The following is a 13949-nucleotide window of genomic DNA, read 5'->3' on the forward strand; positions in this document are numbered from 1 at the left end:
ATTAGAAGTATGAATTATCTATCTCAAATAAAATTGAATAAAAAAATTAATCTTTATAAGATGATTTTAGGTTTTCTTAAAAATAAAATCTTATGGGATTTTAATTATAAATCTTGGAAAAGTAAAAGTTATTTAAATTCCATGCGTAATAGCTACAAAGGTCATAAGCTAGTTTTGTTATGTAACGGGCCTAGTCTTAACAAGGTAGACTTTAAGATGTTAAAGGATTCAGGAATGGTTACTATTGGTCTTAACAAAATAAATTTATTATTCGACAAAACTGATTTTAGACCTGACTTTATCATATCCGTAAATAAATTAGTAATTGAACAAAATAAGGATTTTTTTAATGAAACAGATATTCCATTGATTTTGGATAGTTCTGCTAGTACTTATATTAAAAATAAAAAAAATATAAATTATTTATATTCATTACCTTTTCAATTGAAGTTTGCAGGAGATGTTTCAGGATCTATATGTCAAGGTTATACCGTTACATATGTAGCACTTCAAGTAGCATATCATTTAGGTTTTGAAAATGTTGCACTTGTAGGATGTGACCATAATTTTGCTACAAAAGGTTCAGCTAATATGACTGTTGTTTCAGGAGAAAAAGATCCAAATCATTTTTCAGACAAGTATTTTAGTGATGGTGTAAAATGGCAATTACCAGATTTATTAGGTTCTGAGATTCATTATAAAATGGCAAGAGAATATTTTGAAAACGATAATAGATCTATTGTGAATTGTACAGAGGGTGGTGCATTAGATATTTTCAATAGAAAAACATTAAAAGAATTTATTAATGAATAAGTCAATTGTTTGTTTTTCAGCTAATAGGACTTGTCATCATGATGATTATTTTCTGCTGATTTCGACTCAGAAAAAAGCTATTAATGTTAAAAATAGTTGGTTAAAGTTAAAATATTTGTTATCTAATAAAGCTATAATGTTTTTTGATATTGATAGTAGAGATTTAATTTTCTTACCATTAATTCTTTTGAGATCAATTTGGACTAACGGTAATTATGCAATTAGTGTTAGAACAGAATATTTAATTGAAGGCGGGACCTTTAAAGAGTTTTTGAAAAAACCAGAGGATCTAATATTTTTTAAATCGTATATTAAAAAAAATATGTTTCGTGTAATTAAATGTTTCTCCAATACTAATTTAATATCTATTCATAAAAATCATCCGTTTGAAAAGATCATTGGTAAATACGTGAATTCTTTTATTTATGATCCTCAACTTTGGGATTTGAACGTGCTAAGTATATTAAAATCTAAACCTCCTGAAATTGATGAAAATATTTTTCATGAAATGAAAAAAACAGTTCTAGTAGCAGGGCGGTTAAATGGTCAAAGATCAAAAAGTGAATTAATAGATTATTTAAAGATTAATAAAACCTTTAATTTTATTATCGCAGGAAATGTTCAGAAAGAAGATTTAGTAATACTTAAGGAATTAGAAAATTGTTTGGTTTTAAATAGATTTTTGTCAAATGAAGAATTATTATATTTATTAAATAAATGCCATATTATATATTGTTTCTATACTAATGATAGGCCTTCTGGTTTTTTTGGAAGAGCTCTTCAGCTTAATAAACCTATAATTGTTAGAGAAAATCGATATTTGGATCGTATGTTTTTAGAATATAAAAATTTAATTAAAGTAAAAAGTTTAAATCAATTACCTGTTATTGTTAACTCTTTTGAGAGTGAGATTTACGAATCAAATATTTTTGATGACAGTAAATATTTCTTTAATATGTTATAAGTAATTGTATTATTTAACACTTATATTTATAATTAAAAATAATATTTTATGTATAAATTATTAATAGCAACAGTATTATTATTTATTAATTTTGATGCTCTGACAAATAACACTATAATTAGATTAGTGCCTTTGTTTATGTTGTCATTTGTTTTTTTTGAAGAAAAATTTAATAACAATAATGGTAGCATTAAAGTTTTAGAAAAGAAAAATTTCTTTTTGCTAGTTTTGCTGTTAATAACTGTTATTGGAGTAATATATAATAATAAGCCAAATATTTCAGTTCAATTTAAAATGTTTTTAATTTTAAAACTTGTTGTTTTTGTGTTTACCTTCATTATGGCTGTGAAAAATAGAATAAATCATTTTAATTATTTAGAAGTTTTTGTTAAGTGTGTGTTTTTACCTTTTTTAACGTTCGTAGTAATTAATTTTTTATTGTCATTTCGTAATTCTGGAAGTTCAATAGGATCAGCTGTAATGTTATCTTATTTAGGGATTTCAATAAATAGAGTGCAGTTTTTATTAGCATCAGGAACAAATGCCTATGGATCTCAATTAGGTATCTTATTTACTTTAAGTTTAATAGGTTTTTTTATATTAAAAAGCTATAAAAAATATTTTTTTGTTGGTTGTTTGTTTTCGCTTGGTTCTTTATTATTAACTGATAGTAGAGGGCCAATGATGTATTCGATCTTAATTGTGATAGTTTTAAAATTTTATTATAATAAAACGGAAAGGCCAAGATTTTTATGGCTAATACCTTTAGTCGGTTTTTTTGGCCCAATATTACTTCTCTCTTTTTTAGCTTTATTATCAGATAGTGTTTATGGTAGTTCTTTGTCTAGAACTTCAGGAGATTTGGTTACGGGTAACTCAAGATCGGTTATTTGGTTTTTTGCAATAAGTGAATTTTTTACGTTTGATGTAAGCCATCACATCTTTGGTTATGGTGGTTATGGACATTATGCTGCTGGTATATCTCAAAAATATGCATATATTTTTGGAAATATCGAAGATGCTAAATTAATGCATCCACATAATACATATTTATCTATTGCCTTAGATTATGGTTATTTCGGGGTTTTGATATATTTAATAGTTCAGTTTATTGTTATAAGCAACATAAAAAAAATATGGAATAAATATCGAAGTATTTCATTATTAGTTTTAGGTAATTTATTATACTATAGTTTTGTAGGTATTGGAGAAACTATGTTTGGATTTTATTATAGTAATGTTGTATATGTTTTTTTTATGGTAAATATATTTATTTTTTTAATTATTAATATAAAGTCGGACGGATATGAGAATAAAATTAAAAGAACTTAGCTTTTATAGAGTGTACAATGCCGTATTAAGACGGATTAAAGCGTTACCTAAAAAAGTGGCTTGGTCTTTTTCTAATAAAGGAAAAATAAACAAGGCAAAATTAGAAACGTATAAAAATAAGTATCAAGGGCAAACGTGCTTTTTAGTGGCAAATGGTCCTAGTCTAAAAAAAATGGATTTAAAATTTTTAAAAGATGAAATATCTTTTGGTCTGAATAGAATTTATTTAGCTTATGAAGATATGAAGTTTACAAATGATTATTTGGTAAGTATCAACGGTTTAGTACTGTCACAATTTAATGAAGAAATATCAAACATAAAGATTCCAAAATTTTTAAATTGGGAAAACAGAGGTTTATTTGATAAGTCCGATACTTCTAATCATTTTATTTATAAAAGTTTTTTTGGGAATTCTTTTGGGAAGGATATGAGCAAGAGTTTGAATCCTGCTGCAACTGTTACCTATGCAGCTTTGCAAATTATTTATTATATGGGTTTTTCTCAAGTTGTAATCATAGGTATGGATCATAATTTTCAAACAAAAAAGAAAAATAGACCGAATGAAACAGAAGTAAGAGATGAAGAAGAAGATAAAAATCATTTTCACCCAAATTATTTTCCAAAGGGCTCTAAATGGGAGACACCAGATTTAATTTCTTCGGAATATTTTTATGGTATTGCAAGAGAAATGTTTGAAAAAGACAATAGAAAGATAATTGATTGCACTAAAGGAGGCAAGTGTACCGTTTTTATAAAAGATGACATTCAAAATTATATACAATAAATGCTTAAAGAATTTACAATTTTTGATAAATCATTAGAGAGTTTACAAAATAGCAAATTATTGATTAATACCATTAATGCCTATTCCTATAATGTCTCTCAAAAAGATGCTTTGTTTAAAAAAGCATTGTTACATAGTGATATTTTGATACCAGATGGTGTTGGGGTGGTTTGGGCTGCAAAGCTTTTATTTGGGCAGCAACTAAAAAAAATAGCAGGAGCAGATTTATTTTATTATGAAATGAATCGCTTAGAGAAAATACAAGGAAAATGTTATTTTTTTGGTAGCTCTGAAGATACCTTATTAAAAATTAAAGAAAAAGCTAAGATTGAATTTCCAAATGTAAATATTGCTACCTATTCGCCTCCTTACAAACCTGCATTTACCAGAGAAGAAAATGAGTATATGATTCATGAAATTAATGAATTTGCACCAGATGTTTTATTTGTAGGAATGACCGCACCGAAACAAGAAAAATGGGCGTATACACACTTTAAAGAATTAAATGTTGGGCACGTATGCAGTATAGGAGCTGTGTTTGATTTTTATGCAGGTAAAGTAGAAAGAGCACCAAAATGGATGATTAAATTAGAGTTGGAGTGGTTCTATAGATTGTTTAAAGAGCCTAAAAGAATGTGGCGCCGTTATATATTAGGAAATCCTATTTTTATAGTTGCCATTCTAAGAGAAAAAATATTTAGAAACAAGATCTAAGAATCATCAATTTGCTTAAAGATATGCTAGTGAAAGAGTTTTCTGAACAAATCTACCTCGTGATTATTCTAAAATTCATACTAAGTTAAAGTCAAGGGGTGTTGTTAATTTTAAAGGTACTATTTGAAGCAATTTGCAAATAAAAAAATGATACTTGTCTCGCTATAAAAAAACAATAAATGAGAAAAGAAAAATCTAAATTTATACTATTACTGTTTTCGGTCGTTGATATTCTATTACTAATTGCCTCTTTTTTATTGGCAAAGCACCTCGTTTTTGAAGGTAAGATTCCACACTTTGTTTATTATAGTTCGTTAATTTTAGGATGGTGTATTTTTTGGGTACTAATTTGCCTTAAGTACGATTTGTATGAAATACCTAGAATACTTTTTAGCTATAAAGTGTTGGCTAAAAACGTATATGCACTCATTACCTTCACTTTTTTAAGTGCTGGAGCCATTTTCTTTTTAACAGATTATAAGTTTTCAAGACTATTTTTCACGTATTCAATGCTCTTTTTTAGTTTTTTTGTTTTGTTGTGGAGATTATTTGCATTTGCAAAGGTCAAGTCTTATCGGAAAACAGGTCATAGTCCTAGTAGAATTTTACTAGTAGGGATGAATGAAAACATTGCTACATTAATTAATAAAATATATTTAAATCCTAAGTATGGTTTTCAAATTGTAGGTTTGTATACTGATGCTATTGTAAGTCAGGGGCTTGAGAGTTATTATAAAGGAAAACTGTCTGAAATCACCACTTTTTTAGAAAATAATAGCGTAGATGAATTTATTATATCCTTGCCGTATCAGCAAAGTAAATTAATCAACGATTTATTTAGATTTGCAGACAACAATATGATGCGAGTTAGCGTTATACCTGAGTTTTCTGAGTATTTGTCGCAAAGTTTTTCAATTTATTATATCGAAAATATTCCGATTATGAAATTACGGAGCGAGCCTTTAAAAAGTTTGACAAACCGAATTTTAAAAAGAATTTTTGATGTAGTATTTTCATTGCTTATCGTTATTTTGTTATTTTCATGGTTGTTTCCAATCATTGCGCTCATTATTAAATTCACCAGTAAAGGACCTGTATTTTTTGTACAAGAAAGAACAGGTAAAGACGACAAAGCGTTTAAATGTTTTAAATTTAGAAGCATGACGGTAAATTCGGTTTCAGATCAGTTACAAGCCACCAAGAATGATGCTAGGGTAACCTCATTTGGTGCTTTTATGCGAAAAACAAGTATTGATGAATTGCCTCAGGTTTTTAATGTGCTGTTGAATAACATGTCTTTAGTAGGTCCAAGACCACACATGCTAAAGCATACTGCAGAATATAGAGTTTTGGTGGATAAGTTCATGGTTAGACATTTTGCAAAACCCGGCGTTACGGGTTGGGCACAAATTAATGGCTTTCGAGGCGAAACAAAATATATTAAAGATATGGAAAATAGGGCTGCTGCAGATATTTGGTACATTGAAAACTGGAGTTTCTTTTTAGATGTGAAAATTGTATGTTCAACTGCATGGTCTATGTTTTTTAAGAAGGATGAAAATGCTTTTTAGTTGTTTTGACAGCGTTGTTACATCGAGAGAATTTATGACGTTAAGAAGAAATTTGTATCGAGATGCATTTATGATTTGGAAGTAATAAAGGTTCTTGATACAATTTTGATAAAAAATCAAAATCACTCGAACTGCCATTTGTGATGATTTTTAACTGTACGTTGTCACGTCGAGTGAAATTCTGTGCGGCAGCAAAAGAATTTTGTATCGAGATGCCGCACAAATTCGAGAAAAAGTTAGAAGCATTCGAAGAAACATTAGATATACAAACCCTTAATGTAGATTTAATTAGTTCGTATTTTAAAATTTATGTTATTTTAGCCAAAAAATTTAATTATGATTAAAAAGAGTACGTATTTCTTAGTAATTTTTGCACTTATTTTGATTTCATCTTGCGCTTCTAAAAAAGATGTAATATATCTTCAATTTGATGAAATTGACCAGTCTAAAGTATCCAATAATTATCAATTAACTTTTAAACCAGATGATTTCTTGCAAATTATTGTCTCATCAGAAGATTTAATAGCATCGCAACCTTTTAATCTACCTATAATTGCTTCCTCACCCACCGTTATTAATGCTCAGGGTAATCCTAAAATTCAATCTTATTTGGTCGATGTAAATGGAGAAATTGAATTTCCAATTTTAGGGCGTTTAAAATTAGGTGGTCTCACTAGAATTGAAGCGATTAAGTTAATTAAGGACAAATTGACACCCGCATACTTAAAAAATCCATTGGTAAATATTTTAATTACAAATTTTAAAATAACAGTAATTGGCGATGTTCGAAGTGCTCAAGTTTTTAATATTGATAATGAAAGAGTAACGATTCTGGACGCTATTGGCTTAGCCGGAGATTTAAATCTCTCTGGTAAAAGGCAAAATGTAACTGTTATACGAGAAGAAAATAATATGAAAAACAAATATATAGTTGATTTAACATCTAATAAAATAATGACTTCGCCTGTCTATTATTTACAACAAAATGATGTGGTATATATTGAACAGAACAGCGCAAAAGTTCAAGAGGCAGTTTATACAAGAAATACAGGGTTGTTTATCTCTTTGGGCTCTGTAATAATTTCATTATTGACGATACTTACTAGATAATAACAATAAACTATGAATTATATGGAAGAAAATGAAAACATTAACATTAAAGAAGAGGCCCTAAAGTATCTTTATCATTGGCGTTTGTTTGCTATTTGTGGTTTTATTGCGGTACTTTCTGGTTTTATATACTTAAGGTATTCTTCACCTACTTATAGCGTAGATGCTGTGATAATGATAAAGGATAATAAGCAGGCGGGTATTTCTACTGAGTTGGCTGCTTTTGAAGATTTAGGAATTCTTGGAGGGGGATCCGCAAATAATCCTGAAAATGAAATTGAAATTTTAAAATCTAGAAAGATCATAGGCAGGGTAATTGACTCTTTAAGCTTGGAGGTGTCTTATTTTAGAGAAGGAAGGATACGGACTGTAGAGTTATATGATAACACAAACCCGATTATTTTCGATTTAATTCAAAAAAATCCGGTGTTGTCTGATATAGACACTTCGTTCGTGATTTCTATTCTAAACAATCGAACCTATGAAATTCGCGATATAGATAAAATAACAAAAGTAAATCATGATTTTGGGAAGGAAGTGCTTACAGAGTTGGGTACTTTTAAGGTGAGACTCAATGAAAATTTTGTAAAACTAGAAGATGAAAAAGAAGTACTAATAACTATAAAACCTGAAAATGCTTTAATAGATAGCTATTTAAAAATTATAAATATAACCGCTATTGATGATCTCTCGCCAGTTATTAAATTAAATATTGAAACTAATGTTGTTACGAAAGGTCAACATATCTTGGATGAATTGATTAAACAATACAACTTAGACGGTATAAATGACGAAAATTTAATATCGTTAAAAACGATGACTTTTATTGACGAAAGGTTAGTAAGTATTGGTAAAAATTTAAAGCTAGTGCAAGACGATGTTAAAAATTATAAGATAGAAAATAAGATTACAGGCTTACCTAGTGAAGCAGAATTAACTTTGGAGGTGTATTCTGAAAACACACAGGAATTGATTAAAATTCGAACCGAATTAGAAGTTGCAAACTTCATTAAACAGAGTTTGAAAAATTCGGTAAACCAAGACGAAATTTTACCCCAAAACCTTGGTTTTTCTGATATTGGAATTTCAAAAGCAATAGAGAATTATAACATTCTAGTTTTGGAAAAAAATAGGCTAGCATCTAATGCAGGTGAAATGAATCCTTTACTTGTGGAGTACAAAACGCAAATAAATGCAATTAAATCTAATTTAGAAAAAAGTATTTCTAATCTAATTATTTCTTCGGAAATCAAATTGAAACAAGTTAAAGAGGAAGCTTCAAAACTGGATACTAAAATTAATTCATTACCTTATTTAGAAAGAGGGTTTATAGATATTGCACGAGAGCAAGAGATTATTTCTGGGTTGTATTCTTATTTATTAAAAAAGAGAGAGGAGACCTCAATATCTTTAGCGATAACAGTAGCCAATGCAAAAATAATTGATGTTGCTTACGGTTCTAAAAAGCCGATAGCTCCAAATAAAAAGTTGACATTAGTAGCTGCCTTATTTATGGGATTGTTGCTTCCTTTTGGGTACATCTATGTGAAAGATTTATTAGATACCAAGATCCACTCAAGAAAAGATATCGAAGATCTAACTTCCTTACCTTTTATGGGAGATGTACCGCATTCTGAAACCGATGAAAAAATTGTGATTGGTAATGATTCAAGAACCAGTACCGCAGAAGCTTTTCGTTTGATACGAACCAACTTAGATTTTATGTTGCCAGCCAAAACAGATGGTCTAGGAAATGTGATCTTTGTGACGTCTACCTCAAGTGGTGAAGGGAAATCTTTTATGTCAATCAATTTGGCAGCTGCCTTGTCTTTGTCCAACAAAAAAGTATTGCTAGTTGGGCTTGATTTAAGAGCCCCTAAAGTAACCGAATATTTAGGAATTGCAGAAAGAAAAGGAGTTACCAATTATATTACCAATGATACTATTTCTTTAGATGATATTAAGTTCTCTATCCCTGAAATTAAAGGTTTAGATATTATTGCATCAGGAGTCATACCACCAAATCCTTCTGAGTTATTACTAAACTCAAAAATTAAGGACTTATTCGAAGAGGTTAAAAAAGACTACGATTTTATCATCGTAGATACTGCGCCTGTTAATTTAGTTACAGATACCTTATTAGTGGCTAAATATGCAGATATGTTCTTGTATGTAGCAAGAGCCAATTATTTAGACAAACGCATGTTAAATGTGGTGCAAAACTTATACAGAGAGAAAAAATTACCAAATATAGCCATTGTATTAAATGATACAGACATGACCAGAGGTTATGGCTATGGTTACGGATATGGCTATGGCTATGGGTATGGAAATGCCTATGTGGAGCAAGTTAAAAAACCATGGTATAAGAGAATATTAAATTAAAATAATATGAAAGGAAGCAATTTGCTTCCTTTTTTTTTGTTTAAAGAATACATGTTACTGTGAGAGAGAGGTCGTTGAAGTAGTCTTTAGAATTATTTTTAAAAATAAAAGAGGTTGGTTTTAGATTCTGATTATTAAAGTAACTTATAAACGTCATTGCGAAAGAGGTACGATTGAAGCAATCTTTTGATAGTAAATCAGCTTTTTTTACTTTTATTAAAGTACTTACTTCTTGTTGTATCGTAGTAATTAAAATATTATTCCCTTTTCTTTTCCATTGATGAAAAGAAACAAAAATCTAGACTTATTTTATTTTTCTCAAATTCTACAAGACACTACACTGTCGCATCCAGACCGTTGCACTCTTTGGACGCTTAGCCGTTTCATGTCTTTTGAATTTCTACGAAAAATAAAAGTATGTCGGGTTTAAATTCTGACTATTAAAGTAACTCTCGATGTCATTTCGACAAAGCGAAGGTATGAGCGCCGAGAAATCTCATGAATTGGAGTTCTGAATAATAAGATCCCTCAATCGTAAAAACTCATTTCGGAATAACATTCAAGTTAATAAGTTAAACCCTCACCTTTTTTTAAAGTTTAATACTTAAAAATCTTGTTTATTTTTCTTTTCCATTGATGAAAAGAAACAAAAATCTAGACTTATTTTATTTTTCTCAAATTCTACAAGACACTACACTGTCGCATCCAGACCGTTGCACTCTTTGGACGCTTAGCCGTTTCATGTCTTTTGAATTTCTACGAAAAATAAAAGTATGTCGGGTTTAAATTCTGACTATTAAAGTAACTCTCGATGTCATTTCGACAAAGCGAAGGTACGAGCGACGAGAAATCTCATGAATTGGAGTTCTGAATAATAAGATCCCTCAATCGTAAAAACTCATTTCGGAATGACATGCAACTGGTTAAAAAACTCCAATGTCATTTCGACAAAGCGAAGTTACGAGCGTCTAGAAATCTCACGAATTGGAGTTCTGAATAATAAGATCCCTCAATCGTAAAAACTCATTTCGGAATGACATGCTAATACGTTAACAAGCCTCGATGTCATTTCGACAAAGCGAAGGTACGAGCGCCGAGAAATCTCATGAATTGGAGTTCTGAATAACGAGATCCTTCAATCGTAAAAACTCATTTCGGAATGACATGCAACTGGTTAAAAAACTCCAATGTCATTTCGACAAAGCGAAGGTACGAGCGCCGAGAAATCTCATGAATTAGAGTTCTGAATAATAAGATCCTTCAATCGTAAAAACTCATATCGGGATGACACGCTAACACATTAACAAACTTCATAGTCAATTTTGTAAGTGAAGGAAATAGCTATGACTTACTTTTTTTTTATTTCAAAAACCTCTTACTATTCAACAACAACTCCTCAATACTTTTTAAATTCTTTGGAGTCCCTATTTTTTGCAGGGTTTCTAAATGCTGATGATGGTGTGCATCTGTGCCCACAAAATCATACATGTTTTCTTTTAAAAGTCTTTCGGTTATTTTTTGCACTTGCTTTCCGTAGTGCTCCGTAAGTGCTAATAAATTCAATTGAAACAAACAACCCGCTCTTTTTAGTTTGTGGTATTCTTTAAAGTTATTGTGGTAGGTATTGTAACGCTCTGGATGTGCCAAAATAGGCTTATATCCTTTTAATTGTAATTGAAATAAAGTATCATATAAATTGATAGGAGGACTGAAATACGACATTTCTACCAACACTAAATTGTCTTTTAAAGTAAGAAGATCATCTTTTTCTAAAATGGCAGAAAATTGCTCATCTAACATGTATTCTGCAGCTGCGGTTATGGTAATATCTTTGAAATTTCTCTTTAGTAATTCGTCTTGAACCTCTTTTAGCTTGCTTTTTATAATCTCAGGGGTGTTTGGATAAATTTCACCTAAGATATGCGGAGTTGTAATGAAATTTTTAATTCCGAATGAGGACATTTTCTCAATTAATGCAATTGCATCGTCAAGATCTTTTGCGCCGTCATCGATTCCTGGCAATAAATGCGAATGAATATCTACAAATCCTTCAGGGAAAAAATCGTTTAGTGGTATTTCTTTTTTCTTAAAAAAAAACATTTCTTATAATTTGAAACAAATTTACGGTTTTACTATTGATATTAAAGCATGTATTGGGTTAGTTCATCTGCCTTTTGTTATAATTACACTCGGAAGGGATTCATATAGAATGTTTCATGTTTGATAAAGCAGAATTGAAGTGTCATTTCGATAGCGCGAAGATATGAGCGACGAGAAATCTCATGATTTAGAACAGCTATTAATGAGATTGCTTTGCTTCGTTCCTCGCAACTCCTCGCAATGACGGTAACCGAGGCTGTTTATTTCTTAATCAAAAAAACAAGACGTCGTTGCGAAAGAGGTACGATTGAAGCAATCTGTTCAATTATTACTAAAAATAAAATAGGTTGGTTTTAAATTCTAATTTTAGTGTACCCATAAGATGAGCAAAAGAATTTTGAATTAAACAATACTTCTAAAATCAGACCTCGTGATCCCAAGAAATAATGAACGCTACCGAGAATGAAATAAAATTTCATTCGAAGGTATCTGGCGAAGCCAAATGGAAGTGCGGTGCGCAGCACTAAGCATGGAATATCAAAAGAGAATGCTGCGCAGCAATTTCATAGGGATTATCTTGATTTTTTTTTGCTCCGAACTTACATTCGGAATGTATCAAGACAAAAGATGAACACTCATTTTTTTTACTTTAATGCTTAAAATCTTGTTTATTTTTCTTCTCCATTGCTGAACACTAAATCAAGTTCAGCACAGGCTTCAACAAAAATCTAGACTTATTTTTCGCTATGCGAGTTACCTACAACCAAAATATATTTTGGTTTTCTACGAAAAATAAAAGTATGTCGGGTTTAAATTCTGATTCCTAATCGAAGACTACACGTCATTGCGAAAGAGGTACGATTGAAGCAATCTTATGATTTAGAACAGCTATAGATGAGATTGCTTTGCTTCGTTCCTCGCAACTCCTCGCAATGACGATAACCGAGGTTGTTTCTGTTTCGATACCTTCATGTAAGTTAATTCTTAATGTTCTTTCATTTGGAGGGATTTGTGCTGATTCCGCCTACATAAATTAGTGCTACTATAACCCAGGTTCAAAAATAATTTAAGAACGAAAACGATTGAAGTTTTCCAAACTATTGTATAAGACTATAACTTATAATATATTTGGGTAAAATACACTACTTATGATTTTAATTGCAGACGGTGGCTCTACAAAAGCAGATTGGATAGCTATCAATAAAGATAAAAACGAAGCATTTAGAGTACGAACTTTGGGTTTAAACCCAGAAGTGATTACCGAATTAGAGTTGAAAAACCGAATTGTAAACATGTTTCAGCTTATAAAAATCAAAAAAGAGGTTACAGAAATCTATTTTTATGGTGCAGGTTGTGGTACTCCTGTGGCTACAAAAATTTTACAAGATGTGTTGGAATCCATTTTTACCAATGCAAAAGTTTCTGTTGCAGAAGATATGCTTGCAGCGGTATATGCAGTTGCGGGTAATAAACCTGCAATTGTTTGTATTTTAGGTACAGGATCTAATAGTTGTTACTATGACGGAGAAAATATACACATGAAAGCTGCTTCGTTAGGTTTTATAATTATGGATGAAGCGAGTGGTAATTATTTTGGTAAACGTTTGTTAAGAGCTTATTATTACGAAAGAATGCCAAAAGGAATTGCACAAAAATTTGAAAGTCAATTTAATTTGGAGCCAGATTTTATTAAGAAAAACTTATACAGAGAGCAAAATCCGAATATGTATTTAGCCTCCTTTGCACAGTTTATGTTCGAATTTAAAGAAGATAAGTACATTAAGAAAATAATAAGAAAAGGATTTCAAGAATTCTTTAAGTATCGAATCTTACCTTTTGAAAAAGGATTAGAAACTCCGCTCTACTTTATTGGGTCTATCGCTTTTTACTTTAGAGATATTTTAGAGGAAGTTGCCGAAAAATACGATTTAAAAATTACGGATGTTATTCAACGTCCTATTGATAATCTGTTGGAGTATCATAAGAAGAATATTGTTTAGTTTTATCAGTGATCAGTTGTCAGTTATCGGTTGTCAGTTAACAGTGTTCAGTAATCGGTTATCAGTTATCGGTTGTCAGTTATCAGTTGTAAGTGTTCGGTAGCAGTAGCAGTATTGGGTTCTCAATTGTTATTAAATAATTATCAATTATCGGTTTTTAGTGTTCAGTTATAAGT

Annotated in this window: 10 protein-coding genes; 9 read left to right on the top strand and 1 reads right to left on the bottom strand. The window is 30.3% G+C overall.

Features of this window, described 5'->3' with window-relative positions; all coding sequences use genetic code 11:
• The first annotated feature begins 9 nt into the window (after nucleotides 1-9).
• From BTO16_RS00185 to BTO16_RS00220, 8 genes are all read left to right on the top strand, one after another.
• The gene (locus BTO16_RS00185) at nucleotides 10-813 is read left to right on the top strand and encodes a 6-hydroxymethylpterin diphosphokinase MptE-like protein (protein WP_105019678.1); all 804 of its coding nucleotides are present in this window, start codon (nucleotides 10-12) and stop codon (nucleotides 811-813) included.
• Complete coding sequence (locus BTO16_RS00190; RefSeq protein ID WP_105019679.1) at nucleotides 806-1777, top strand: hypothetical protein; 972 nt, start codon at nucleotides 806-808, stop codon at nucleotides 1775-1777. Before BTO16_RS00185 ends, BTO16_RS00190 begins: the two co-directional genes overlap by 8 nt.
• Before the next feature lie 48 nt (nucleotides 1778-1825).
• The gene (locus tag BTO16_RS00195) at nucleotides 1826-3109 is read left to right on the top strand and encodes an O-antigen ligase family protein (protein ID WP_105019680.1); all 1284 of its coding nucleotides are present in this window, start codon (nucleotides 1826-1828) and stop codon (nucleotides 3107-3109) included.
• Nucleotides 3084-3893, top strand: coding sequence for a 6-hydroxymethylpterin diphosphokinase MptE-like protein (locus BTO16_RS00200; RefSeq protein WP_105019681.1), 810 nt, complete (start codon nucleotides 3084-3086; stop codon nucleotides 3891-3893). The genes BTO16_RS00195 and BTO16_RS00200 overlap by 26 nt, the downstream gene beginning before the upstream one ends.
• The gene (locus tag BTO16_RS00205) at nucleotides 3894-4607 is read left to right on the top strand and encodes a WecB/TagA/CpsF family glycosyltransferase (protein ID WP_105019682.1); all 714 of its coding nucleotides are present in this window, start codon (nucleotides 3894-3896) and stop codon (nucleotides 4605-4607) included.
• 179 nt (nucleotides 4608-4786) lie between these two features.
• Nucleotides 4787-6178, top strand: a complete 1392-nt coding sequence (locus BTO16_RS00210) for an undecaprenyl-phosphate glucose phosphotransferase (protein WP_105019683.1) — start codon at nucleotides 4787-4789, stop codon at nucleotides 6176-6178.
• Nucleotides 6179-6514: 336 nt separating this feature from the next.
• Nucleotides 6515-7288, top strand: a complete 774-nt coding sequence (locus BTO16_RS00215) for a polysaccharide biosynthesis/export family protein (protein ID WP_245891908.1) — start codon at nucleotides 6515-6517, stop codon at nucleotides 7286-7288.
• Between the two features lie 12 nt (nucleotides 7289-7300).
• On the top strand, nucleotides 7301-9673 hold the full coding sequence (locus BTO16_RS00220; RefSeq protein ID WP_105019684.1) for a GumC family protein: 2373 nt from the start codon (nucleotides 7301-7303) through the stop codon (nucleotides 9671-9673).
• 1359 nt (nucleotides 9674-11032) lie between these two features.
• On the opposite strand, the gene BTO16_RS00225 is transcribed toward BTO16_RS00220, so the two are convergent.
• The gene (locus BTO16_RS00225) at nucleotides 11033-11773 is read right to left on the bottom strand and encodes a tyrosine-protein phosphatase (RefSeq protein ID WP_105019685.1); all 741 of its coding nucleotides are present in this window, start codon (nucleotides 11771-11773) and stop codon (nucleotides 11033-11035) included.
• A 1148-nt stretch (nucleotides 11774-12921) separates the two neighbouring features.
• Here BTO16_RS00225 and BTO16_RS00230 point away from each other — a divergent pair.
• A complete protein-coding gene (locus tag BTO16_RS00230; protein WP_105019686.1) occupies nucleotides 12922-13773 on the top strand; it encodes a BadF/BadG/BcrA/BcrD ATPase family protein in 852 nt (283 codons plus the stop codon).
• Nucleotides 13774-13949 lie beyond the last annotated feature (176 nt).

The sequence above is a fragment of the Polaribacter glomeratus genome (assembly GCF_002954665.1).
In the GTDB taxonomy this organism is placed as follows: domain Bacteria; phylum Bacteroidota; class Bacteroidia; order Flavobacteriales; family Flavobacteriaceae; genus Polaribacter; species Polaribacter glomeratus.

Excerpts from the sequence above, each read along its gene's own strand:
- BTO16_RS00220 (WP_105019684.1), top strand. The coding sequence starts at position 7,301 with ATGAATTATATGGAAGAAAATGAAAACATTAACATTAAAGAAGAGGCC.
- BTO16_RS00230 (WP_105019686.1), top strand. The coding sequence starts at position 12,922 with ATGATTTTAATTGCAGACGGTGGCTCTACAAAAGCAGATTGGATAGCT.
- BTO16_RS00190 (WP_105019679.1), top strand. The coding sequence starts at position 806 with ATGAATAAGTCAATTGTTTGTTTTTCAGCTAATAGGACTTGTCATCAT.
- BTO16_RS00225 (WP_105019685.1), bottom strand. The coding sequence starts at position 11,773 with ATGTTTTTTTTTAAGAAAAAAGAAATACCACTAAACGATTTTTTCCCT.
- BTO16_RS00195 (WP_105019680.1), top strand. The coding sequence starts at position 1,826 with ATGTATAAATTATTAATAGCAACAGTATTATTATTTATTAATTTTGAT.
- BTO16_RS00215 (WP_245891908.1), top strand. The coding sequence starts at position 6,515 with ATGATTAAAAAGAGTACGTATTTCTTAGTAATTTTTGCACTTATTTTG.
- BTO16_RS00185 (WP_105019678.1), top strand. The coding sequence starts at position 10 with ATGAATTATCTATCTCAAATAAAATTGAATAAAAAAATTAATCTTTAT.
- BTO16_RS00200 (WP_105019681.1), top strand. The coding sequence starts at position 3,084 with ATGAGAATAAAATTAAAAGAACTTAGCTTTTATAGAGTGTACAATGCC.
- BTO16_RS00210 (WP_105019683.1), top strand. The coding sequence starts at position 4,787 with ATGAGAAAAGAAAAATCTAAATTTATACTATTACTGTTTTCGGTCGTT.
- BTO16_RS00205 (WP_105019682.1), top strand. The coding sequence starts at position 3,894 with ATGCTTAAAGAATTTACAATTTTTGATAAATCATTAGAGAGTTTACAA.